The 21,896-nt window shown below is 64.6% G+C and carries 19 protein-coding genes; 7 read left to right on the top strand and 12 right to left on the bottom strand.

What is annotated here, in order from left to right; translation table 11 throughout:
• Window positions 1-43: 43 nt before the first annotated feature.
• From AWB82_RS06440 to AWB82_RS06430, 3 genes are read right to left on the bottom strand one after another with little or no spacing between them, the layout of a single operon-like run.
• Window positions 44-1,060 (bottom strand): Gfo/Idh/MocA family oxidoreductase, encoded by a 1,017-nt coding sequence (locus AWB82_RS06440; protein ID WP_086966314.1) that lies wholly within the window; start codon window positions 1,058-1,060, stop codon window positions 44-46.
• A complete protein-coding gene (gene iolG, locus AWB82_RS06435) occupies window positions 1,057-2,061 on the bottom strand; it encodes an inositol 2-dehydrogenase (RefSeq protein WP_086966313.1) in 1,005 nt (334 codons plus the stop codon). The genes AWB82_RS06440 and iolG overlap by 4 nt, the downstream gene beginning before the upstream one ends.
• Window positions 2,051-2,929: a MurR/RpiR family transcriptional regulator gene (locus tag AWB82_RS06430; protein ID WP_086966312.1), complete on the bottom strand. Its 879-nt coding sequence runs from the start codon at window positions 2,927-2,929 to the stop codon at window positions 2,051-2,053. The genes iolG and AWB82_RS06430 overlap by 11 nt, the downstream gene beginning before the upstream one ends.
• A gap of 217 nt (window positions 2,930-3,146) precedes the next feature.
• Here AWB82_RS06430 and AWB82_RS06425 point away from each other — a divergent pair, with 217 nt between their 5' ends.
• From AWB82_RS06425 to iolB, 7 genes are all read left to right on the top strand, one after another.
• On the top strand, window positions 3,147-4,199 hold the full coding sequence (locus tag AWB82_RS06425) for a sugar ABC transporter substrate-binding protein (protein WP_086966311.1): 1,053 nt from the start codon (window positions 3,147-3,149) through the stop codon (window positions 4,197-4,199).
• Window positions 4,200-4,341: 142 nt separating this feature from the next.
• On the top strand, window positions 4,342-5,508 hold the full coding sequence (locus AWB82_RS06420; RefSeq protein WP_086966310.1) for an ABC transporter permease: 1,167 nt from the start codon (window positions 4,342-4,344) through the stop codon (window positions 5,506-5,508).
• A 27-nt stretch (window positions 5,509-5,535) separates the two neighbouring features.
• Complete coding sequence (locus tag AWB82_RS06415; protein WP_200818055.1) at window positions 5,536-6,321, top strand: ATP-binding cassette domain-containing protein; 786 nt, start codon at window positions 5,536-5,538, stop codon at window positions 6,319-6,321.
• 13 nt (window positions 6,322-6,334) lie between these two features.
• Window positions 6,335-8,335, top strand: a complete 2,001-nt coding sequence (locus tag AWB82_RS06410) for a bifunctional 5-dehydro-2-deoxygluconokinase/5-dehydro-2-deoxyphosphogluconate aldolase (protein ID WP_086966308.1) — start codon at window positions 6,335-6,337, stop codon at window positions 8,333-8,335.
• Window positions 8,332-10,215, top strand: coding sequence for a 3D-(3,5/4)-trihydroxycyclohexane-1,2-dione acylhydrolase (decyclizing) (iolD, locus tag AWB82_RS06405; RefSeq protein WP_086966307.1), 1,884 nt, complete (start codon window positions 8,332-8,334; stop codon window positions 10,213-10,215). The genes AWB82_RS06410 and iolD overlap by 4 nt, the downstream gene beginning before the upstream one ends.
• 503 nt (window positions 10,216-10,718) lie before the next feature.
• Window positions 10,719-11,621, top strand: a complete 903-nt coding sequence (gene iolE, locus AWB82_RS06400; RefSeq protein ID WP_407642977.1) for a myo-inosose-2 dehydratase — start codon at window positions 10,719-10,721, stop codon at window positions 11,619-11,621.
• The gene (iolB, locus tag AWB82_RS06395; RefSeq protein ID WP_086966306.1) at window positions 11,618-12,430 is read left to right on the top strand and encodes a 5-deoxy-glucuronate isomerase; all 813 of its coding nucleotides are present in this window, start codon (window positions 11,618-11,620) and stop codon (window positions 12,428-12,430) included. The genes iolE and iolB overlap by 4 nt, the downstream gene beginning before the upstream one ends.
• A gap of 4 nt (window positions 12,431-12,434) precedes the next feature.
• Here iolB and AWB82_RS06390 read toward each other — a convergent pair whose 3' ends face one another.
• The 9 genes from AWB82_RS06390 to alaS all read right to left on the bottom strand — a co-directional run bounded on the left by AWB82_RS06390 (window position 12,435) and on the right by alaS (window position 21,750).
• Window positions 12,435-13,133: an ABC transporter ATP-binding protein gene (locus AWB82_RS06390; RefSeq protein WP_086966305.1), complete on the bottom strand. Its 699-nt coding sequence runs from the start codon at window positions 13,131-13,133 to the stop codon at window positions 12,435-12,437.
• Window positions 13,130-13,870 (bottom strand): ABC transporter ATP-binding protein, encoded by a 741-nt coding sequence (locus AWB82_RS06385; RefSeq protein ID WP_086966341.1) that lies wholly within the window; start codon window positions 13,868-13,870, stop codon window positions 13,130-13,132. Before AWB82_RS06385 ends, AWB82_RS06390 begins: the two co-directional genes overlap by 4 nt.
• Entirely contained in the window at window positions 13,867-14,949 is a 1,083-nt protein-coding gene (locus AWB82_RS06380) for a branched-chain amino acid ABC transporter permease (RefSeq protein ID WP_086966304.1), read from the bottom strand. Before AWB82_RS06380 ends, AWB82_RS06385 begins: the two co-directional genes overlap by 4 nt.
• A gap of 4 nt (window positions 14,950-14,953) precedes the next feature.
• On the bottom strand, window positions 14,954-15,934 hold the full coding sequence (locus tag AWB82_RS06375; RefSeq protein WP_200818054.1) for a branched-chain amino acid ABC transporter permease: 981 nt from the start codon (window positions 15,932-15,934) through the stop codon (window positions 14,954-14,956).
• Window positions 15,906-16,343, bottom strand: a complete 438-nt coding sequence (locus AWB82_RS06370) for an acyl-CoA thioesterase (RefSeq protein WP_086966302.1) — start codon at window positions 16,341-16,343, stop codon at window positions 15,906-15,908. Before AWB82_RS06370 ends, AWB82_RS06375 begins: the two co-directional genes overlap by 29 nt.
• Window positions 16,344-16,346: 3 nt before the next feature.
• Complete coding sequence (locus AWB82_RS06365; protein ID WP_086966301.1) at window positions 16,347-17,495, bottom strand: iron-containing alcohol dehydrogenase; 1,149 nt, start codon at window positions 17,493-17,495, stop codon at window positions 16,347-16,349.
• Window positions 17,496-17,561: 66 nt separating this feature from the next.
• Entirely contained in the window at window positions 17,562-18,596 is a 1,035-nt protein-coding gene (locus AWB82_RS06360) for a threonine aldolase family protein (protein WP_086966340.1), read from the bottom strand.
• A 144-nt stretch (window positions 18,597-18,740) separates the two neighbouring features.
• The gene (locus AWB82_RS06355) at window positions 18,741-18,986 is read right to left on the bottom strand and encodes a hypothetical protein (protein ID WP_086966300.1); all 246 of its coding nucleotides are present in this window, start codon (window positions 18,984-18,986) and stop codon (window positions 18,741-18,743) included.
• A 139-nt stretch (window positions 18,987-19,125) separates the two neighbouring features.
• Window positions 19,126-21,750, bottom strand: a complete 2,625-nt coding sequence (alaS, locus tag AWB82_RS06350) for an alanine--tRNA ligase (RefSeq protein ID WP_086966299.1) — start codon at window positions 21,748-21,750, stop codon at window positions 19,126-19,128.
• Window positions 21,751-21,896 lie beyond the last annotated feature (146 nt).

Below are 21,896 nucleotides of genomic sequence, written 5' to 3'. Positions count from 1 at the left end.
GGTGAGGTGTGCGCTCGGTGAAGGTTCGATTTTAACGCAGAGGTCACAATTCCACCGCCGTCCCGCTTTCGTAGGCCTGCCGCATCGCGATTCCGATGCGCGTCGCCTCGCGTGCATCGTCCAGCGTGAGTCCGGTCGGCGTCCCTTCCTTGAGCCACGCGACGAACGCCTGCGCCTCGCGCAAAAACGCGTCCTCGAAGCGTTCGAAGAAGGTCGGCGTGCAGGCATTGCGCATGCCGTGCGCATCCGCGATTTCCACGCGGTTCGCGCGCGGATTGCGCCCCACCGACAGCGCGCCCGCCGTGCCGATCACTTCCGTCTGCGTGTCGTGTCCGTGCGCCATCGTGCGCGATGCGTACAGCACCGCCAGCCGCCCGTCCTCGAATTCGATGGTGCCCACGCCATTGTCGATGTCGTTGCACTCGCGCAGGCCCTCGTGAATCGCGATGGTCCCGCTCGCATACACGCGTTTCGCGCGCGGATTGCCGAGCAGCCAGCGCGAAAGATCGATGTCATGCACGCTGCAATCGAGAAAAAGCCCGCCCGATGTCGGCGCGAATCGCACGAAGAAACCATCGGGATCGTTCTTGTCGCAGGTCTGCGAGCGCACCATGAACGGCCGGCCGATCGCGCCGTGCGCGACGCTATCGAACGCATCGCGATAGCTGGCATCGAAGCGTCGCACGAAGCCGATCATCACGTGCAGATGCGGATGACGCGCGTGCTCTTCGATCACGGCGTCGCATTCGGCGAGATCGAGCGACAGCGGCTTCTCGCAGAACACGTGCTTGCCCGCGCGCAACGCGGCGACGATCTGCCGGGCGTGCAGCGAGGTGGGCGTGACGAGCCACACGGCGTCGATGGACGCATCGGTCAGCAGTTCGTCGTAGTCCGCGTAGAGCGACGACTCCGGCAACTTCTCCCGCGCCCACTCGCGCTCTTCCGCAACCGGACTGCACGCCGCGACGAGCTTCGCGCCCGGCACGCGCCACGCGAGATTCTCCGCATGCCGCCGCCCGAGCCTGCCCAATCCGACGATACCGAAGCGCACCGCGTTCATGCGACGTTCTCCCCGAGCTTGACGATGCGATTCTCGCGCCACGACAGCGTCGCGGCTTCGGCGAGTTCGAGCGCTTTGAGACCGTCCGCGACGGTGGTTCGCACCGGCTTGCCATGATTGACCGCATCGAAGAAGTGCGCGATTTCAGCCGCATATGCCGCGCGATAACGTTCGAGAAAGAACGCCTCGGGCTTGTCGCTCGACACCGCCGCCGCCGTGTACGCGGTGACTTCGGTGGGCCGCACATTGCCCGCTTGCAACATGCCCGCGCTGCCGAGCAGCTCGAAGCGCTGATCGTAGCCATACGCCGCGCGCCGCGCCGTGTTGATCTGGCACAGACGCCCGCGCTTCGTGCGGATCGTCACCGCGGTCGCATCGATGTCGCCCGCCTCGGCGATGGCCGGATCGGTGAGGCAACTGCCCGTCGCGTGCAGCGTGTCGGCTTCGTCGTCGAGAATCCAGCGGAAGATGTCGAAGTCGTGGATCAGCATGTCCTTGAAGATGCCGCCCGAGTGCTTGATGTACTCGACGGGCGGCGCGCCCGGATCGCGGCTCGTCACGATCAGCATTTCCGGATCGCCGATCTCGCCCGCGTCGATACGCGCCTTCACCGCCGAGAAGGTCGGATCGAAGCGGCGCTGAAAGCCGATCATGCAGACGACGCCCGCCTTCGCGACGGCATCGGCGCATGCGCGCGCACGCTCGATCGCGAGATCGACCGGCTTCTCGCAGAACACGTGTTTCTTCTGCGCCGCCGACGCGAGAATCAGGTCCGCGTGCGTGTCCGTGCTCGAACACACGACGGTCGCGCCGATGGACGCATCGCCTAACGCGCCATCGACATCGGCGAGCGTTGCGCCATGCTCTTTCGCGAGCGCGGCGGCCGCGTCGCGATTCACATCGACGACGTATTTCAGACGCACGCCCGGCTGCCGCGCGAGATTGGCCGCGTGAATCCTGCCGATGCGCCCCGCCCCAAACACCGCCACATCAATCGTCATAGCCACCTGTCTCCTTGGACTCTTCAACGTTCAACTCAAGCCGGTACGCGAGCGCGATGAACAACGCCTGGCACAGGCAAATGGTGCTCGTGAGCGAACGGAACGCGAACGCGCTGCCCTCCTTCACGAACAGACTCGCGCTCGCGTGACGCGCGAGCGGCGAAAGCTGGCTATCGGTGATGACGAGGGTCGCAGCTCCGTGATGCTGCGCGGCGCGCACGCAATATTGCGTTTCCTTGCCGTACGGCGCGAAGCTGATCGCGACCACCACGTCCCCCTTCTTCACGCTGCGAACCTGCTCGCGGAACATGCCGCCGAAGCCCGAAATCAGATGCACGCGCTTTTTCGTGTGCTGCAATGCATAGACGATGTAGCTCGCCACCGCGAACGACCGGCGCACGCCGATCACGTAGATGTTCTCGGCCTGGGAAAGCATCTCGACAGCGGCTTCGAATTGCGCGTCGTCGAGACCTGCTTCTAGTTCGTCGAGACCGGCGCGGCTCGCCGCGATGAACTCGCGCGCGACCGACACGCCCGACGCGTCGCCGGCCTTCTCGTCGATGAGCTTGCGGATGCGCTGCTGATACGTCTGCTGCGAGCCGCCCGCGCCGGTGTACGCCTGCCGGAACAGCGCCTGCAGATCGGAGAAGCCGGAAAAGCCGAAACGCTGTGCAAACCGCACGACCGCCGACGCATGCACGCCGCACGCGCTCGCGATGTCGCTCGTGCGATCCATCATCACGCTCGGGCGATGTTGCTCGATATACGTCGCGACGCTCTTCAACTGGCGCGGCAGCGAGTCGTAGGCGTCGGTGATCCGCTGCATCAGTTCGTCGACGCTCTGGGCTTCGGTGCTTGTTTCGTCCATATCCACGCTCGTCTTTTGCGCGCTCGAATCGCGAGCGCCGTGCAACTGATTATAGGAAGACGGCAAGCAAATTGGAATGCATTTTCCATTTGACGCACCAATGAAATTTCTGTTGCAGACCGTCAAAAACTGACCTACTCTTGGTCCTGAGCACGGCACATCAAGCGGCCGGCTCGGGAAACATCACACCAAACAACAACCGAGATAGGTGGAGACAATGACCATTTGCAACGGTCGGGCCGCGCTGCGCGCGCTGGTGGCTGCTGCTGCGTTGTGCAGCGCAACGATGATGGCGGCAAGTCCCGCACACGCGGCGCCCGACGCGAAGTTCGTGCTGATCAGCCACGCGCCGGACTCGGATTCGTGGTGGAACACCATTAAGAACGCGATCAAGCAGGCCGATGAAGACTTCAACGTGCAGACGGACTACCGCAATCCGCCGAACGGCGATATCGCGGACATGTCGCGCCTGATCGAGCAGGCCGCCGCGCGCAACTACGACGGCGTCATCACCACCATCGCCGACTTCGACGTGCTGAAAAGCTCGCTCAACAAAGTCACCGCGAAGAAGATTCCGCTCGTGACGATCAACTCCGGCACCGAGGAACAGAGCGCGCAACTCGGCGCGATCATGCACGTCGGCCAGCCGGAATACGTCGCGGGCAAGGCCGCGGGCGAGAAGGCCAAGGCCGCGGGCATCAAGTCGTTTCTGTGCGTGAATCACATCGCGACGAACACGGTGTCGTTCGATCGCTGCCGCGGTTTCGCCGATGCGCTCGGCGTCGACTACAAAGCCGCGACGCTCGACTCGGGCCAGGACCCGACCGAGATTCAGTCGAAGGTCTCGGCGTTCCTGCGCAATCATCCGGACACGCAGGCGATCCTCACGCTCGGACCGACGCCCGCTTCCGCGACGCTCAAGGCCGTCACGCAAATGGGCCTGCAAAACAAGGTGTATTTCGTGACCTTCGACTTTTCGGATGACATCGCGAAGGCCATCAAGGACGGCACGATCAAGTTCGCCATCGATCAGCAGCCGTATCTGCAAGGCTATATCCCGGTGGCGGTGCTCGCAATCGTGCACAAGGAGCACACGACCGATCCGGCGAAGATCCGCCAGATTCTCGAAGCGAATCCGAAGTTCAAGGCGCGCCTCGAAACCTACGGATTGCAGCCGTCGTACGGACCCAAGAACATTCGCTCGGGCCCGGGTTTCATCACCAAGGAAAATCTCGACAAGGTCGTGAAGTACGCGGGTCAATATCGTTGATTCCGGCATGACCTGCTTCGGGCGGCTCTTCTAGCATCGCCCGCTTTTATCAACGTACAGCGCGCTTTGCTGCGTCCGTTCGCGGACGCGGCGGGGGCGCGCGCATCGGTACCGCATCGACATCGAGTCTCAAGGAGCCATCATGGGCGTAGCCGGCAAGCATTACCCTCCTCACGTGAACCCTCAGCAGGACAACGCTGAAACACCTGACGCGGCAAAGCCCTCGGATGAGCGCGTGCGCCGGACATCGTGGTTCGGTCATTTGCTGAACCGCCCGGAGTTCGCGGCGATTTCCGGCACCGTGCTCGTGTTTATCGTGTTCGGCTTCGGCGCGGGCTCGTCGGGCATGTTCAACCTCGACGGCGTGATGAACTGGTCGCAAGTGGCCGCCTATCTCGGCCTGCTCGCGGTCGGCGCGTGTCTCTTGATGATCGCGGGCGAGTTCGACTTGTCCATCGGTTCGATGATCGGCTTCGCGGGCATGATGGTCGCGCTGCCCTCGGTCTATTTCCACTGGCCGCTCTCGCTCGCAATTCTCTTCGCGTTCGTGATGTCGATGCTGCTCGGCGCGCTGAACGGCTATCTCGTGATGCGAACGCGGCTGCCGTCGTTCATCGTCACGCTTGCGTTCCTGTTCATCCTGCGCGGCCTCACGCTCGCGCTCTCGATCATGTTCGCGGACCGCACCATCATCTCGGGCGTGGGCGATCTCGCGCAGGCCGATCCCATCGCCAACACGCTGTTTCATGGCGTCGCGCTCCACGGCGTGTTCACGTGGCTCGCGCATATGGGAATCGGCAAGCTGCTCGACAGCGGCGAACCGCTCGTGCCGGGCATTCCGAAGGTCATCATCTGGTGGCTCGCGCTCGCGGCGGTCGGCGCGTTCGTGCTCGCCAAGACGCGCTACGGCAACTGGATTCTCGCAGTCGGCGGCGACGCGAATGCCGCGAAGAACGTCGGCGTGCCGGTCAAGCGCGTGAAGATTTCGCTGTTCGTGCTGACCGCGTTCTGCTCGTGCCTGTTCGCCGTGCTGCAAGTGTGCGATATCGGCTCGGCCGCTGCGGATCGCGGCTTGCAAAAGGAGTTCGAAGCGATCATCGCGGCGGTCATCGGCGGCACCTTGCTCACGGGCGGCTACGGCTCGGTGATCGGCGCATGCTTCGGCGCGCTGATCTTCGGCGTCGTGCAGATCGGCATCACTTATACGAACGTGAGTTCGGACTGGTTTCGCGTGTTCCTCGGCGTGATGCTGCTCATCGCCGTGCTCTTCAATCACTACGTGCGCCGCCGCGTGTCACAGGCTCAGTAATCAGGCTCAATGAGAGGAGCAACGATCATGCAAGACGACAACATCCTCGCGCTCGAAAACGTCAGCAAGTTTTTCGGCAAGGTGATCGCGCTGAACGGCGTCACGTTGCGGCTCAAACGCGGCGAAGTGCATTGCCTGCTCGGCGATAACGGCGCGGGCAAGTCCACGCTCATCAAGACGCTCGCGGGCGTGCATCTGCCCTCTTCCGGCGACTATCTCGTCGACGGCGAGCCGGTCAGATTCGAATCGCCGAAAGAAGCGCTCGATCTCGGCATCGCGACCGTGTATCAGGATCTCGCGCTCGTGCCGCTCTTGTCCGTCGCGCGCAACTTCTTCATGGGCCGCGAGCCGCAGAAGAAGCGCTTCGGCATCAACGTGATGGACCTCGACCTCGCGGCCGAAACCTCGCGCGCCAAGCTCGCGGAAATGGGCATCAACGTGCGCGATCCGCATCAGCCGATCGGCACGATGTCCGGCGGCGAGAAGCAATGTCTCGCGATCGCCCGCGCGATTCACTTCGGCGCGCGCGTGCTGATCCTCGACGAGCCGACCGCCGCGCTCGGCGTGAAGCAGAGCTTCAATGTGCTGAAGCTGATTCACAAGGCGCGCGAGAAAGGCATCTCGGTGATTTTCATCACGCATAACGTGCATCACGCGTATCCGATCGGCGATTCGTTCACGCTGCTCAATCGCGGCCGCTCGATGGGCACGTTCACGAAGGACACCATCAGCAAGAACGAAGTGCTCGACATGATGGCGGGCGGCGCCGAAATGCAGCAGATGATGACCGAACTCGAAGGCGCGACGATCTGAGGACATTGAATCCATGCCAACGCAAAACCCCTCTCGCTTCGCGCCGGATCGCACGCGCGATATCGTGTGCCTCGGCCGCCTCGCCGTCGATCTCTATGCGCAGAACGTCGGCGCGCGGCTCGAAGATGTATCGACGTTCGCGAAGTATCTCGGCGGCTCGTCCGCGAACATCGCGTTCGGCTGCGCGCGGCTCGGGCTCGAATCGTCGATGCTCGCGCGCGTGGGCAACGATCACATGGGACGCTTTCTCGCCGAGACGCTCGAACGCGAAGGCTGCGACGTGAGCCACGTGCGCATCGATCGTGAACGCCTCACCGCGCTCGTGCTGCTCGGCCTCGAAGATCGCGACACGTTTCCGCTCGTGTTCTATCGCGAGAATTGCGCGGACATGGCCGTCGACGAGAACGATTTCGATGAGGCGTACATCGCGTCGTCGAAGGCGTTGCTCATCACGGGCACGCATTTCTCGACGGAACAGGTGAACCGCACGAGCCGTCGCGCGCTCGACTATGCGCGCCGCAACGACGTGCGTACGATTCTCGACATCGACTATCGGCCGGTGCTGTGGGGGCTGACGGCCAAGGCCGATGGCGAAACGCGTTTCATCGCGAACGAAAACGTCACCGCGCATTTGCAGCGCATCTTGCCGTCGATCGATCTCGTGATCGGCACGGAAGAAGAGTTTCGTATCGCGGGAGGCAAGGAACATCTTATCGATGCGCTCGCGATGGTCCGCGAGGTCACGAACGCGACGCTCGTCGTGAAGCGCGGGCCGCTCGGCTGCTCGATCATCGAGGGCGCCGTGCCCGCATCCATCGACGACGCGCCGGTCCACGGCGGCGTCGAAGTCGAAGTGCTCAACGTGCTCGGCGCGGGCGATGCGTTCGCCTCCGGCTTCCTCTCCGGATGGCTGCGCGACGAGCCGCTCGAAGCCTGCGCGCGCTCGGCCAACGCGTGCGGCGCGCTCGTCGTGTCGCGCCACGGCTGCGCGCCCGCGATGCCCACGCCCGCCGAGCTCGATTACTTTCTCGCCGCCGCGAAGGACGATCCCGCGCGCATGCGCCGCCCCGATCGCGATGCGACGCTCGCGCGCCTGCATCGCGTGAGTCCGAAGCGCAAGCAATGGGATGAAGTGCTCGGCTTCGCGTTCGATCATCGCAACCAGTTCTTCGATCTCGCGCAGCAGACGGGCGCGGACGAAGCGCGTATTGCGACGTTGAAGAACCTGTTCGTCGAAGCCGTCGCGCAGACGGAGAAGGAACTCGGGCTCGAAGGACGCATCGGCGTATTGATCGACGATCGTTACGGACAGGATGCGTTGAACGCGGCGACGGGGCGCGGCTGGTGGATCGGCCGACCGGTCGAATTGCCGGGCTCGATGCCGCTCGAATTCGATCACGGCCGCTCGATCGGCACGACGCTCGCGCAATGGCCGCGCGAACAGGTTGCGAAGTGCCTCGTGCAATATCACCCCGATCATCCGCATGACGTGCGCCTCGAACAGGAAGCGCAATTGCGCGCGCTCTACGATGCCGTGCAGGCGAGCGGCAACGAGTTGCTGCTCGAAGTGATCGTGCCGAAGAACGGCCCGCCGGTCGAGGACGACACCGTGTATCGCGCGTTGAAGCGTCTCTACAACCTGGGCATCTATCCGGAATGGTGGAAGCTCGAACCGATGAGCGCGACGCAATGGCAAGCCATCGATGCGCTGATCGCCGAGCGCGATCCGTATTGCCGCGGCGTCGTGCTGCTCGGTTTGTCGGCGGGCGTCGATCAGTTGCGCGCGGGCTTCGCGGCGGCGGCATCGTCGAAGACTTGCAAGGGCTTCACCGTCGGACGCACGATCTTTCATGAGCCGAGCCATGCGTGGCTCGCCAACGAGATCGACGACCGCGAACTGATCGCGCGCGTGCGCCGCACGTTCGAAACGCTGATCGGCGCGTGGCGCGAAGCGCGTTCGTCGCACGGCGCATCCGCCGATTCCATTCACGCGAGACAGGAGCAGGCCGCATGAACCAGCGCGCAACGCAAACGGAGACTGTCGTGCGTTCCACCGTTCGATTGACCACCGCTCAGGCGCTCGTGCGCTATCTGGCGGCGCAACGCACCGAGCACGGCGAGCCGCTTTTCGGCGGCGTGTTCGCGATCTTCGGGCATGGCAATGTCGCGGGTATCGGCGAGGCGTTGTATCGGCATCGCGATGAGTTGCCGACGTATCGCGCGCACAACGAGCAGGCGATGGCGCATAGCGCGATCGCGTATGCGAAGGCGCACATGCGGCGTCGCATGATGGCGGTGACGACGTCCATCGGCCCGGGCGCGACCAATCTCGTGACGGCGGCGGCGCTCGCGCACGTGAACCGTTTGCCGGTGCTGTTGCTGCCGGGCGATATCTTCGTGTCGCGCGCGCCCGATCCGGTATTGCAGCAAGTCGAGGACGGCCACGATGGAGGCGTCTCCGCGAACGACGCGTTGAAAGCGGTGTCGCGCTACTTCGATCGAATCGTGCATCCGGCGCAGTTGCTGAGCGCATTGCCGCGCGCGATTCGCGTGCTCACCGACGCGGCATCGTGCGGCCCCGTCACGCTCGCGCTGCCGCAAGACGTGCAGGCGATGGCGTACGACTACCCCGCTTCGTTCTTCGAGCCGCGCGTCGTCGAGTTTCATGCGCCCGCGCCGATTCCGCGCGAAATCCAGCGCGCCGCCGCCGTCCTGCGTGAAGCGCGCGAGCCGTTGATCGTATCGGGCGGCGGCGTGCTGTACGGGCTCGCGGCCGATGCGTTGCGCGAGTTTGCGCACAAGCACGGCCTTCCGGTCGCGGAGACGCAGGCGGGCAAAGGCGCGCTTGGCTGGGACGATGCGTCGAACGTCGGCGGCATCGGCGTGACGGGCGCATCGGCTGCGAACGAACTCGCGAATGCGAGCGATTGCGTGCTCGCCGTGGGCACGCGTCTGCAGGACTTCACGACCGGCTCGAACACGCTCTTCGCGCAGGCGCGGCTCGTCGCGATCAACGCCAATCCGCTCGATGCGCTCAAGCAGAACGCCGTCGCGGTGCAGGCGGATGCGCGCGCCGCGCTGGAGGCGCTGTCCGAAGCGCTCGGCGACTGGCGCGCATCGGCGCAATGGACGACGCGTGCGCATCGGCTCGCGAACGAATGGCGCGAGACCGTCGCGCATGTGACGAACACGCCCGTCGCGGATGGCGCGTTGCCGCGCGAAGCCGATGTCATCGGCGCGGTGCAGCGCTCGGACGATGATTCGCCCGCGAAGGACATCGTCGTGTGCGCGGCGGGCACGCTGCCGGCCGATCTGCAGAAGCTGTGGCGCACGGGCGCGCCGGGCGGTTATCACGTCGAGTACGGTTATTCGTGCATGGGCTATGAAATCGCGGGCGGTCTCGGCGTGAAGCTCGCGCGGCCCGAGCGCGAGGTGATCGTGATCGTCGGCGACGGCAGTTATCTGATGATGAATAGCGAGCTTGCTACATCGGTCATGCTCGGCGCGAAGGTGATCGTCGTGCTGCTCGATAATCGCGGGTTTGGTTGCATCAATCGATTGCAGCAAGCGTGCGGCGGTGCGCCGTTCAACAATCTCATCGATGACTGCAAGCAAGGCGCGACCGGTGCGCCGCAGATCGATTTCGCGCTGCATGCGCGTTCGCTCGGCGCGTTGTCGGAGCATGTGTCGAGCATCGACGAACTGCAAGCGGCGATGAAGCGCGCGCGCGCGGCGGACCAAAGCTATCTGATTTCGATCGATACCGATCCGGCGCGGTCCACGGAAGAAGGCGGATGGTGGTGGGAAGTGGCCGTGCCTGAAGTGTCCGAGCGCGCCGCTGTCGTGGTTGCTCGCGAGGCTTATGAGCGCGCTGTCAAGGCGCGGGGGAGTTGATGGGGCTTCTGCGGAAACTTGCATTCGTGTCGGTCTATTGGCACTGCCCCTGTGCGGGGCGGCAGTCACTTTCTTTGCTGCTGCAAAGAAAGTAACCAAAGAAAGCAGCTTCTCACGCCCGCGGTCATACGCACGTTAGACAATTTTCTCGTTCAAGGCGGCACTCGCCTAAGTGTCGCCCTCATAGGAATTACCGGGCTTGGCTCGCGCACGGTCTGACTAGCTAGTCGCTTTAGCGCGCTGGTTCAGCACCAAATAGCTCCGGCACAGCGCTACGCGCTGCCGCTGGGTATGCAAGGGAAACCAACGAATCACACGTGCAGCGAGATGGAAGCGTTAGTAGAGAAATACATGCAGCCCCCGATGGACTCATCGGGCGCAGAGCGGGCCGGTGCCGTTTCATGCTGAATCGGTTTGCCGCTTCGCATAGGGGCAACAATGGACCGACAAGAATCCAAGGTTTGAACAACCGACCGAAAACCATCGCAAAAGGACAAAGCATCATGCCTTTGAACGTCCGCATCGGCATCAATCCATTGTCGTGGATGAACGACGATCTGCCTTCGCTCGGCGGGGAGACGCCTCTGTCTACCGCGCTCACGGAAGGCAAGCAAATCGGCTATAAAGGTTTCGAGTTGGGCAACAAATTTCCGCGCGAACCGCAGGCGCTAAAAGCCTTGCTCGCGCAGTACGATCTCGCGCTCGTGTCCGGCTGGTATTCGGGCAGGCTGGCGCAACGCAGCGCGCAAGAGGAAATCGAAGCCGTCGGTCCGCATCTTGATCTGCTCGCACAGAACGGCGCGACCGTAATGGTCTACGGCGAAGTCGCGAACTCCATTCAAGGCGCGCCGCGACCGCTCTATCAACGTCCGCGATTCTTCTCGGACGCGCAATGGAGCGAGTACGCGGAACGGCTGAACCGCTTCGCCGAATTCACGCTCTCGCGCGGCGTGCGCGTCGCCTATCATCATCACATGGGCGCGTACGTCGAAACGCCCGCCGATGTCGATCGCCTCATGGCGCTCACGAACGATGCCGTGGGTCTGCTGTTCGACGCGGGGCACATCACGTTCGCGGGCGGCGACGCCTTGAGCGTGCTGCAAAAGCACATCGCGCGCGTGTGCCATGTGCATTGCAAGGACGTGCGCCCGGAAATCGTGAAGCTCGCGCGCAATCGCAACTGGAGCTTTCTCGATGCGGTCATCAACGGCGCGTTCTCCGTGCCAGGCGACGGCTGCGTGGATTATCCGGGCATCGTCGCGTGTCTCGCGCAGCACGATTACGAAGGCTGGCTCGTCGTGGAAGCGGAACAGGACCCGGTGATCGCGCCGAGCTACGAGTACGCCGACAAGGGTTATCGCACGCTGCGTGCGCTCGTCGACGCAACATTCAAGGAGGCAGCATGAGCCTGCTGGTGAAAGCATCGCGCGAAGGACAAACCATCGCGCGCGTCACGCCCGCTTCCGCGGGCTGGAAGCACGTCGGCTTCGCGGCGTATCGCCTGAACGCGGGCGATGTCGTGCACGTGTACGACGCGGATCGCGAAAGCTGCATCGTCGTGTTGACCGGCACGGTGAGCGTCGAAGCAGGCGACGAGCATTATCAGTCGATCGGCTCGCGCGACAGCGTGTTCGAGGACGCCGCGCCGTATGCCGTCTACGTGCCGCCGAAGCTCGCCGCCATCGTGCGCGCTGAACGCGACGCGGAAATCGGCGTAGCAAGCGCGCCCGCGAAGGGCGAGTTTCCGCCGCGCCTGATCGAGCCGTCGCAGATCAAGCGCTCCACGCGCGGCAAGAACGCGAATACGCGCTACGTCTGCGACATTCTTCCGCAAACGGAAGCGGCCGAGTCATTGCTCGTCGTCGAAGTGCGCACGCCCGGCGGACATGCGTCGAGCTATCCGCCGCACAAGCACGATCAGGACAACGTGCCCATCGAGAGTTCGCTCGAAGAGACGTACTACCATCGATTGAATCCGCCTCAAGGGTTCGCGTTCCAGCGCGTCTATACCGACGAACGCGATCTCGACGAAACGATGGCCGTCGAAAATCACGATGTCGTCATGGTGCCGCGTGGATATCATCCGGTGGTCGTGCCGTATGGCTACGACAACTACTATCTGAACGTGATGGCGGGCAACAAACGCACGTGGCACTTCAAGAACGATCCGAAGCACGAGTGGATCGTGGAAAGGGATAGCAAGGCGTCAACCTAGCGCACTAGCCAACGGAGAGCCATTCGCGCATGACCTGCTCGTCGCGAGCAAGCGAAGCGAATGGCCCGTCGAACTGTATCGCGCCATGTCCCATCACCGCGACGCGGGCATCGAGCGTGCGCGCGATGCTCAATCGTTCTTCGATCAGCAGCATCGCGACACCGCGCTCGCGCAGCATCGCGAGACACGCGGCCACTTGCGCGAGCACTTGCGGCGCGAGTCCTTCGCCCGGTTCGTCGATGACCACGAGCGACGGATCGCCCGTCAGCGTGCGTGCGAGCGCGAGCATCTGCTGCTCGCCGCCCGATAGCGCGCCCGCCTTCACCGACGCGCGTTCTTCTAGCGCCGGAAACAATCGATACGCATCGCGCGGCGTGAAGCGCGTGCCCTTCCTTTCGCCGAGCAACAGGTTTTCGCGCACGGTGAGCGCGGGGAACACGTCGCGCGTTTCGGGCACGTAACCGAGGCCCAGTCGCGCGATGCGATGCGGCCGCAAGCCGATGAGCGGGACATCGCGATAGCGCATGTCGCCCGCGCATCGCACGAGTCCCATGATGGCTTTCGCAAGCGTCGATCGTCCCGATCCGTTGCGGCCGGCGAGCGCGACCGCCTCGCCTTCGTCGATGCACAAATGCACGCCGTGCAGCACTTGCGCCGCGCCGTACCACGCGCGCAAATCCTCGATACGCAGTTGCGCGCTCATGGCGCGACTCCGCCGAGATAGGCTTCCCGCACATCGCGATTCGCCTGAATCCCGGCGGGCGTATCGGTTGCGATCACGCGCCCTCGCACGAGCACCGAAATGCGATCCGCGAGACCGAACACCGCGTCCATGTCATGCTCGATCACGAGCAGCGTGCGCCCTTGCGTCGTCGCGCGAATCAGGTCGAGCGCGCGCGTCGCCTCCGCGCGATTCATGCCGGCGGTGGGCTCGTCGAGCAGGATGAGCGGTGCATCGGTGGCCAGCGCAATGCCGAGATCGAGCGCGCGTTGCTCCGCGTAGGTCAGGCGCGCCGCGCGTTCGTCGGCGCGCGCGGCAAGGCCGATGGCATCGAGCATCGCGTGGGCGCGTTCATCGATTCGACGCGAGGGCAGCCATCGATCGATAAAGCGCGAAGATGCCGCGCCGAGCGCCGCGCAACGCAGGTTATCGAGCACGGACAAGCCGCCGAACACGCTCGTCGTCTGGAAGCTGCGCGCAAGCGAACGCGAGACGCGCTGCGGCGGCTTGCCCGTTATATCGATTCCGTTCGCGACGATGCGTCCGTCGTCGGGCCGCGCGCGTCCCGAGATCAGATCGAAGAGCGTGGACTTGCCCGCGCCGTTCGGTCCGATGAGCGCGTGCCGTTCGCCCTTCGCGACTTGCAGAGCGACGCCTTGCAACACGCGCGTCGCGCCGAAGCGCTTGACGACGCCGTGCAATTCGAGCGCGGCGTTCATCGCGCGGTCCTCGCGCGTCGTGCGAGCCATAGGCCCAGCAACGCGCACGGCAACGCGATGAGCCACGCATGCATATCGTTTCGTCCCGCATAGAGCGCTTCGACCGGCGCGACGACCGCGACGCCCCACACGATCGCGCTCAGCGCTCCGGCGCACAACGACCGGGCATCGCGCCGAACTAGGCCCGCGACGCCTTCCGGCGCCGCCACGACGACCCACATGAAGAAGAGCCCGAGATACATCGGCCACGCGGCCGTGACGCTCGCGAGCCCGACGCTTTCGAACGTAAGCAGCACCGCGCCGACGATCGGCCCGAAGAACGTGCCCGCGCCGCCGATCACGGTCGCCACCAGCACGCTTGTCGAACGCGCGAGACCGACGCTTTCCGACGAAACCAGCTCGACATTGATCAACGCCAGCACGCCCGCGATGCCCGCGAAGAACGCCGACACGACGAGCATGCGCAAGCGCACGCGCGCGGGCGCGAAACCGATCGCGGCGGCGCGCGCGGGATTGTCGCGCACGGCGTTGGCGAGACGGCACATCGGCGTGCGTGAGAACGCGAATATCGCGAGTGCCGATATCACGCACCAGCACGCGATCAGCGCATACGCCTCGCGCGGCGGCCCGAAGGTCAACGCGAAGAACGCCGGACTGCTCGCGCGATCGATCGTTAGGCCGCCCTCGCCGCCGAACCAGCCCGGCACGAGCCACACGCACGCGGCGACGAGTTCGCCGATACCGAGCGTGATCATCGCGAAGGCGGTGCCCGCGCGCTGCGTCGAGATCGCGCCGAAAACGATGGCGACGAGCATCGCCGCGCATCCGCCGATGAACGGCAGCAGCGGCAACGGCACGCCGAAGCGATTGAACACGTGCGCGGCAGCGAACGCGCCGAGACCGGAATAGACCGCGTGTCCGAACGAGAGCAGACCCGTCTCGCCAAGCAACAGGTTGTACGAAAGCGCGAGGACGATGAGCGTGGCGGTCTGCGCGAGATACGCGAGCAGCCACGATTGATCGAAGACGAGCGGCGGCAGCGCGAGCGCTGCGATCAGCGCGACAAAAAGCACGGCCATGAGCTTAAGCATCTCGCGTGCGCTCGCCGAAAAGTCCGCGCGGCCGTGCGGCCAGCATCGCGACGAGCAACAGATACGGCAGCACCGGCGCGAGTTGCGCGACCGTCAGCGCGCCCCATGCGGGCGGCAACGTCACACCGAACGATGCGGCGATGCCACCCGCCGTCGCGCTTGCACCGACCGCGAAGGTCTGCACGCAGCCGATCAGCAACGACGCGACGAGCGCGCCGCCGAGCGAGCCGAGCCCGCCGATCACGACGACGACGAAAACGATCGGGCCCATCGCATCGGCCATCGCCGGTTCCACGACCGCGAGCGGCGCCCCGATCACGCCCCCCAGCGCGGCGAGCGCGGTGCCGACGGCGAAGACGGTGGTGAACACGCGCGGCACGTCATGACCGAGCGTTTCAACGGTAGCGGGATGCGTGAGCGCCGCGCGCACGACGAGTCCCGTTTTCGATGCGCGCAAGACGAGCCAGAGCGCGCCGAGCATGACGACGGCGACCGTCATCATGAACACGCGATAGCGCGCGAACGATGCGCCATAGAGCGTGAAAAGCGGTCCGTCCAGCACGCGTGGAATGGCGGCGGGCAAAGGCCCGAGTCCCCAGACGAGCTTCACGCCCTCGCCTATGACGATGGCCGCGCCGAACGTCAGCAGCATTTCGGCGAGCGCGCCGCGCGCATGCACGCGGCGCAATAACAGGCGTTCGAACAAGGCCCCGGCGACGCCGACGATCAGCGGCGCGCACAACAGCGCAAACCAGAATCCGCCATACGCGGCGAGCGCCTGCCCGACATACGCGCCGAGCATGTAGAAACTCGCGTGCGCGAAGTTGAGCACGCCGAGCATCGAGAAAATCAGCGTGAGCCCTGCCGACAGCATGAAGAGCAGCAATCCCACGCTCACGCCGTTGAGCAGACTCACGCAGAACCACTGAAGCAAGACGCGACCCTCAACCGGTGATGAGCGGCTGCAGCGCATCGACGAGCGGCGCGGGCAACGGCACCGGCCTGCGCGTCACGCGATCCACATAGACATGCACGAAATGTCCCTGCGCCGCGGCTTCTTCGGAGCCTTGCGTGAAGATCGCCACTTCGTAGCGCACGCTCGTGTTGCCGAGCCGCTCGACGCGCAGGCCCGCTTCGATCGGCTCCGGAAACACGACCGGCGCGAAGAAATTGCAGCGCGTCTCGACGACGAGGCCGATGGTCTCGCCCTCGCTGAAATCGAGCACGCCCGCGCGCAGCAGATACTCGTTCACGACCGTGTCGAAATAGCTGTAATAGACGACGTTGTTGATGTGCCCGTAGACGTCGTTATCCGACCAGCGCGTGCTGATCGGCAGAAAGTGCGCGTAATCCGCGCGCGTGGTCGGAGACGGCTTGCTCATCGCTCAGAGAGACTCCGTCAGCATGCGTCGATAATCGTCGGCGCTCGCCTCGCGCGGATTCGTCTTGTGGCAATGGTCCGCCAGCGCGCCCTTCACCACCTTGTCGAACATGCTTGCGTCGACGCCCATCTGCGAGAGACGCGTCGGCAGGCCGAGGCGCGCGGTCATGTCGTGTACGGCCTGGGCGATGTCGGCGTTATTGGCGAGATTCATCACGCGGCGCATGCGCGCGAAACGCCGGTCCGCGACGACCGTCGGCGCGCTCTCGTTGAAGCGCAGCACGGCGGGCAGCACGACCGCGTTCAGCGTGCCGTGATGCAGCGACGTGCGCCCGTTCACCGCGAGCCCGCCCAGCGGATGCGACAGCGAATGCACGCAGCCGAGGCCCTTCTGGAACGCCATCGCGCCCTGCATCGACGCAGACATCATGTTCAAGCGCGCGTCGCGGTCCTGGCCGTCGTGCGTCGCGCGCTCGATGTTGGCCCAGGCGCGTTCGAGGCCGTCGAGCGCGATGCCGTCGGCGGGCGGATTGAACGCGGGCGCGAGAAACGTCTCGATGCAATGCGCGATCGCGTCCATGCCGGTCGCGGCGGTGAGCCCGGGCGGCAGGCCGAGCGTGAGCGACGGATCGCAGATCGCCGATTTCGGCAGCAGATGCCACGAATGGAAGCCGAGCTTGCGCCCGTCGTTCAGGATGACGATCGCGCCGCGAGCCACTTCGCTGCCCGTGCCCGATGTGGTCGGAACCGCGATCAACGGCGCCGCGCGCTCCGTGATCTTGCCGCTGCCGCCTTCGATGGTCGCGAAGGTCGTGAGCGGCTCGTCGTGCGTCGCGGCGATCGCGACGCCTTTCGCCAGATCGATCGACGAACCGCCGCCCACCGCGATCAGCCCGTCGCAGCGTTCGCGTTTGTATTGCGCGGCGGCCGCGAGGACCATCGCTTCGGTCGGATTCGACGGCGTGTCGTCGAACACCGGCAGCGCACCGAGCTTCGCGCTCTCGATCACGCGCTCGGCCAAGCCCGCCGCCGCCACGCCTTTATCGGTGATAACGAGCGGACGTTTCATGCCGACGCGCGCGCATTCGCTTTGCAGCGTTTCCAGCGCGTCGTAGCCGAGATGAATGTGGGTCAGGTAGAAGATAAAGGCCATGGCGTCAGCATCGGTGGAAGAAGTGCGGCCCATGTTGGAGCCGCACGCCGGAAGTGTCAATCCGGATTAGGTCGACGCGCAGAGCGCGCGCACTTCGGCCGCGAAGCGTTCGACGGTCTCGCGTTCCGTATCCCACGCGCACATCAGACGGCAGCCGCCCGAGCCGATGAACTGATAGAAGCGCCAGCCCTTCGCGCGCAGCGCCGAAGCGACATGCGCCGGCAATTCCGCGAACACCGCGTTCGATTCGGGCTTGAAGAGCAACGAAACGCCGGGAATGCCCGCGAGCCGCTCGGCCATCAACGAAGCCATCGCGTTCGCGTGACGCGCGTTGCGCAGCCATACGCCGTTATCCAGCAGACCCAGCCACGGCGCGGAAATGAAGCGCATCTTCGAGGCGAGCTGGCCGGCCTGCTTGAGGCGATACGCGAAATCGGCGGCGAGCGCCTTGTCGAAGAACACGACCGCCTCGCCCACCGGCAAGCCGTTTTTCGTGCCGCCGAAGCACAGCACGTCGACGCCCGCGCGCCACGTAATCTCCGACGGATGCACGTTCAACGTTGCGACCGCGTTCGCGAAACGCGCGCCGTCCATGTGGATCTTCAGATGCCTTCGCTTGGCGATGGCCGCGATCGCGCGAATTTCCTCGACGGTGTAGACGGTACCGATTTCCGTCGCCTGCGTGAGCGCGACGACCTTCGGCTTCGGATAATGGATATCCGCGCGTTTCGTGACGAGTTCTTCGATAGCGTCGGGCGTGAGCTTGCCGTTCTCGCCCTTCGCCGTGAGCAGCTTCGAGCCGCCGGAGAAGAATTCGGGGCCGCCGCATTCATCGGTTTCGATATGCGCGAGTTCGTGGCAAATCACCGAGTGATACGACTGACAAAGCGAAGCGAGCGCGAGCGAATTCGCCGCCGTGCCGTTGAACACGAAGAAGACTTCGCAATCGGTCTGGAAGAGATCGCGAATGCGATCGCAGACTTGCGCGGTCCACGAATCGTCGCCGTAGGCGGGCTCGTGGCCGCTTGTGTTGGCCTGAATCAGCGCCTGCAGCGCTTCGGGGCAGATACCTGCGTAATTGTCGGAGGCGAAGTGTTGGATCGGGTCCGTGGGCGCTGTCATGGGGTCGCGTTGATGGCCTTGCTTGAACGAGGCGCGCGTGAGCGGATGATCTCGCGCGGCCGGCGATCCGGCCATTTTAGCGGCTCGAACCGGCGCACGCCGCGGCGCCGGTCCGAGCGATGCTTACTTGCTGTTCGGCGCGCTCGCCGCGTTGCCCGCGTTGGCCTGTTGCGCCTGCTTATCCTTCTTGCTGGCTTCGTGATGGCCGATCGCGCAGCCACCCACGGCGCCCGCCGTGCCGTGCTTGCCCGCGACGTGGCCCGCAACGCCGCCCACCGCCGCGCCTTCGATGCAACCCTTCGCCTGCGCGACGCCGGTCGCGGCGAGCATGGCCGACGTCAGTGCGATCAATGCGATTTTGCGATTCATGATGCATCTCCCTTTTCTAGTTGAACGTGATCGGAGAGATGCACGCAATGTGCCTGACAGCCCGTAAGCAAAAACGGCCCGATCTTCGTCAGATCGAGCCGTGTTTCTGCCAGCGTTTCTGCCGGAACGCGAAAAGCGCTTAAAGCTGCTGCTGCACCCAGCCCGTCACGCCGGCCAGCGCGGCCTGCAGATTGGCCGGTTCTGTGCCGCCCGCCTGCGCCATGTCGGGACGGCCGCCGCCCTTGCCGCCGACCTGCTGCGCGACGAAGTTGACGAGCTCGCCCGCCTTGACCTTCTTCGATGCATCCGGCGTCACGCCCGCGATCAGGCTGACCTTGCCGCCATCCACCGATGCGAGCACGATCGCCGCGCTCTTCAGCTTGTCCTTGAGCTTGTCGACGGTTTCGCGCAGCGTCTTCACGTCCGCGCCTTCGAGTTGAGCGGCCAGCACCTGCACGCCGGCAACGTCGACGGCCTTCGAGACCAGTTCGTCGCCCTGGCTCGATGCGAGCTTCGATTTCAGCGCGCCCAGTTCCTTCTCCAGCGACTTCACATGCTCCTGAACCTGCGAAATGCGCTGCGTCAGTTCGGACGGTTGCGCCTTCAGCACGCCCGCCGCCGCGTTGATGCGCTGATCCAGTTCCTGCACGTAGCGCACCGCGTTGTCGCCGGTGATCGCCTCGACGCGGCGAATGCCCGCCGCGACGCCGCCTTCCATCACGATCTTGAAGAAGCCGATGTCGCCCGTGCGCTGCACGTGCGTGCCGCCGCACAGCTCGCGCGAGAAGCCGAGATCGAGCACGCGCACCGTGTCGCCGTATTTTTCGCCGAAGAGCGCCATCGCGCCGCCCTTCACCGCGTCGTCGTAAGGCATGACGCGCACGACGCCCGGCGCATTCGCGATGATCTCGTTGTTCACGATTTGCTCGACGCGGCGGATCTGGTCGTCCGTCATCGGCGCGTTGTGCGCGAAGTCGAAGCGCGTCTTGTCGGAATCGACGAGCGAGCCTTTCTGCTGCACGTGGCCGCCGAGCACTTCGCGCAACGCCTTGTGCATCAAATGCGTGGCCGAGTGATTGCGCGCGGTGCGGGCACGGCGCACGCCGTCGATTTCCGCCTTCACGACGTCGCCGACCTTGAGCGTGCCCTGCTCGACCGTGCCGTGATGACCGACGACATCGGCCTGCACCTTCAGCGTATCGGCGACGGCGAAGCGCACGTTCACGTTCGCGAGCACGCCCTGATCGCCGACCTGGCCGCCCGACTCCGCGTAGAACGGCGTGTGATCGAGCACGACGACGGCTTGCTGGCCGTCCTTCGCTTCCTTGACCGATGCGCCTTCGACATACAGCGCGAGGATTTTCGCGTCGTCGAAGATTTCCTTTTCGTAGCCGTGGAACGTGGACTTCGCGCCCGAGTATTCCAGGCCCGCCGCGATCTTGAACTTGCCCGCCGCGCGCGCCTGGTCGCGCTGACGCGCCATCGCGTCGTCGAACGCGGGTTCGTCCACGGTCACGCCGCGCTCGCGGCACACGTCCGCCGTGAGATCGAGCGGGAAGCCGTAGGTGTCGTGCAGCTTGAACGCGAGTTCGCCGTCCAGTTGCTTCACGCCTTTCTTTTCCAGATCGGCGAGTTCGCCTTCGAGAATCGACATGCCGTGCTCGATGGTCTCGAAGAAGCGCTCTTCTTCCTGACGCAGGACATCGGTCACGCGTTGTTGCGCGTCGGTGAGTTCCGGATACGCCGGGCCCATTTCCGCGACGAGATCCGCCACCAGCTTGTTGAAGAACGCGCCCTTCTTGCCGAGCTTGTAGCCGTGACGGATCGCGCGGCGCACGATGCGGCGCAGCACGTAGCCGCGGCCTTCGTTGCCCGGAATCACGCCGTCGACGATCAGGAACGAGCACGCGCGGATGTGGTCCGCGATGACCTTCAGCGAGTTGTTTTCCAGATCGGCGGTATTCGTCTCGCGGCCAGCAGCCTTGATGAGCGTCTGGAACAGGTCGATCTCGTAGTTGCTGTGGACGTGCTGCAGCACGGCGGCGAGGCGTTCGAGGCCCATGCCGGTATCGACGCACTGCTTGGGCAGCGGCGTCATGTTGCCTTGCGCGTCGCGGTTGAACTGCATGAACACGAGATTCCAGATCTCGATGAAGCGGTCGCCGTCTTCTTCAGGCGATCCCGGCGGGCCGCCCCAGATTTCCGGGCCGTGGTCGTAGAACACTTCGGAGCACGGGCCGCACGGACCGGTGTCGGCCATCTGCCAGAAATTGTCCGATGCGTAGCGCGCGCCCTTGTTGTCGCCGATGCGGATGATGCGCTCGACCGGCACGCCGATTTCCTTCGCCCAGATATCGAAGGCTTCGTCGTCTTCCTGGTAGACCGTGACCGTGAGCTTTTCCGCCGGCAGGTTGTACACCTTCGTGAGCAATTCCCAGCAGTAGTGAATCGCGTCGCGCTTGAAGTAATCGCCGAACGAGAAGTTGCCGAGCATCTCGAAGAACGTGTGATGGCGCGCGGTGTAGCCGACGTTCTCCAGATCGTTGTGCTTGCCGCCCGCGCGCACGCTGCGCTGCGCGGTGGTCGCGCGCGAGTACGGACGCGATTCGCTGCCCAGGAACACGTCTTTGAACTGGACCATGCCCGAGTTGGTGAAGAGCAGCGTCGGGTCGTTGCCGGGCACGAGGCTCGACGAACGCACGATCGTATGGCCCTTCGATTCGAAAAACTTCAGGAATTTCTCGCGTATTTCGGCGGCTTTCATAGCGTACGGGGCGTGTCTTCGGTTCTTTGATGGCGCCCGCGGGCGGCCTTTTACAGGCGCTGCCAGCGGAACAAGGGTGATTGTCGATTATACGGGATTCGCCGCACGCGACCGGGCGCGGGCGCGCGGGCTCGGGCCGTCCGGTA

Origin of the sequence: Caballeronia glebae, from assembly GCF_001545035.1 — a bacterium.
GTDB classification, from domain to species: Bacteria; Pseudomonadota; Gammaproteobacteria; order Burkholderiales; family Burkholderiaceae; genus Caballeronia; species Caballeronia glebae.
Note: the sequence above shows the minus strand (reverse complement) of the source record. Positions and strands in the feature narration are given on the sequence as shown.

Coding starts and splice junctions, on each gene's coding strand:
- AWB82_RS06420 (WP_086966310.1), top strand. CDS start 4,342: ATGGGCGTAGCCGGCAAGCATTACCCTCCTCACGTGAACCCTCAGCAG.
- AWB82_RS06410 (WP_086966308.1), top strand. CDS start 6,335: ATGCCAACGCAAAACCCCTCTCGCTTCGCGCCGGATCGCACGCGCGAT.
- iolD (WP_086966307.1), top strand. CDS start 8,332: ATGAACCAGCGCGCAACGCAAACGGAGACTGTCGTGCGTTCCACCGTT.
- AWB82_RS06375 (WP_200818054.1), bottom strand. CDS start 15,934: ATGCGCTGCAGCCGCTCATCACCGGTTGAGGGTCGCGTCTTGCTTCAG.
- AWB82_RS06380 (WP_086966304.1), bottom strand. CDS start 14,949: ATGGCCGTGCTTTTTGTCGCGCTGATCGCAGCGCTCGCGCTGCCGCCG.
- iolB (WP_086966306.1), top strand. CDS start 11,618: ATGAGCCTGCTGGTGAAAGCATCGCGCGAAGGACAAACCATCGCGCGC.
- alaS (WP_086966299.1), bottom strand. CDS start 21,750: ATGAAAGCCGCCGAAATACGCGAGAAATTCCTGAAGTTTTTCGAATCG.
- iolG (WP_086966313.1), bottom strand. CDS start 2,061: ATGACGATTGATGTGGCGGTGTTTGGGGCGGGGCGCATCGGCAGGATT.
- AWB82_RS06415 (WP_200818055.1), top strand. CDS start 5,536: ATGCAAGACGACAACATCCTCGCGCTCGAAAACGTCAGCAAGTTTTTC.
- AWB82_RS06370 (WP_086966302.1), bottom strand. CDS start 16,343: ATGAGCAAGCCGTCTCCGACCACGCGCGCGGATTACGCGCACTTTCTG.
- AWB82_RS06385 (WP_086966341.1), bottom strand. CDS start 13,870: ATGAACGCCGCGCTCGAATTGCACGGCGTCGTCAAGCGCTTCGGCGCG.
- AWB82_RS06425 (WP_086966311.1), top strand. CDS start 3,147: ATGACCATTTGCAACGGTCGGGCCGCGCTGCGCGCGCTGGTGGCTGCT.
- AWB82_RS06355 (WP_086966300.1), bottom strand. CDS start 18,986: ATGAATCGCAAAATCGCATTGATCGCACTGACGTCGGCCATGCTCGCC.
- iolE (WP_407642977.1), top strand. CDS start 10,719: ATGCCTTTGAACGTCCGCATCGGCATCAATCCATTGTCGTGGATGAAC.
- AWB82_RS06365 (WP_086966301.1), bottom strand. CDS start 17,495: ATGGCCTTTATCTTCTACCTGACCCACATTCATCTCGGCTACGACGCG.
- AWB82_RS06390 (WP_086966305.1), bottom strand. CDS start 13,133: ATGAGCGCGCAACTGCGTATCGAGGATTTGCGCGCGTGGTACGGCGCG.
- AWB82_RS06430 (WP_086966312.1), bottom strand. CDS start 2,929: ATGGACGAAACAAGCACCGAAGCCCAGAGCGTCGACGAACTGATGCAG.
- AWB82_RS06440 (WP_086966314.1), bottom strand. CDS start 1,060: ATGAACGCGGTGCGCTTCGGTATCGTCGGATTGGGCAGGCTCGGGCGG.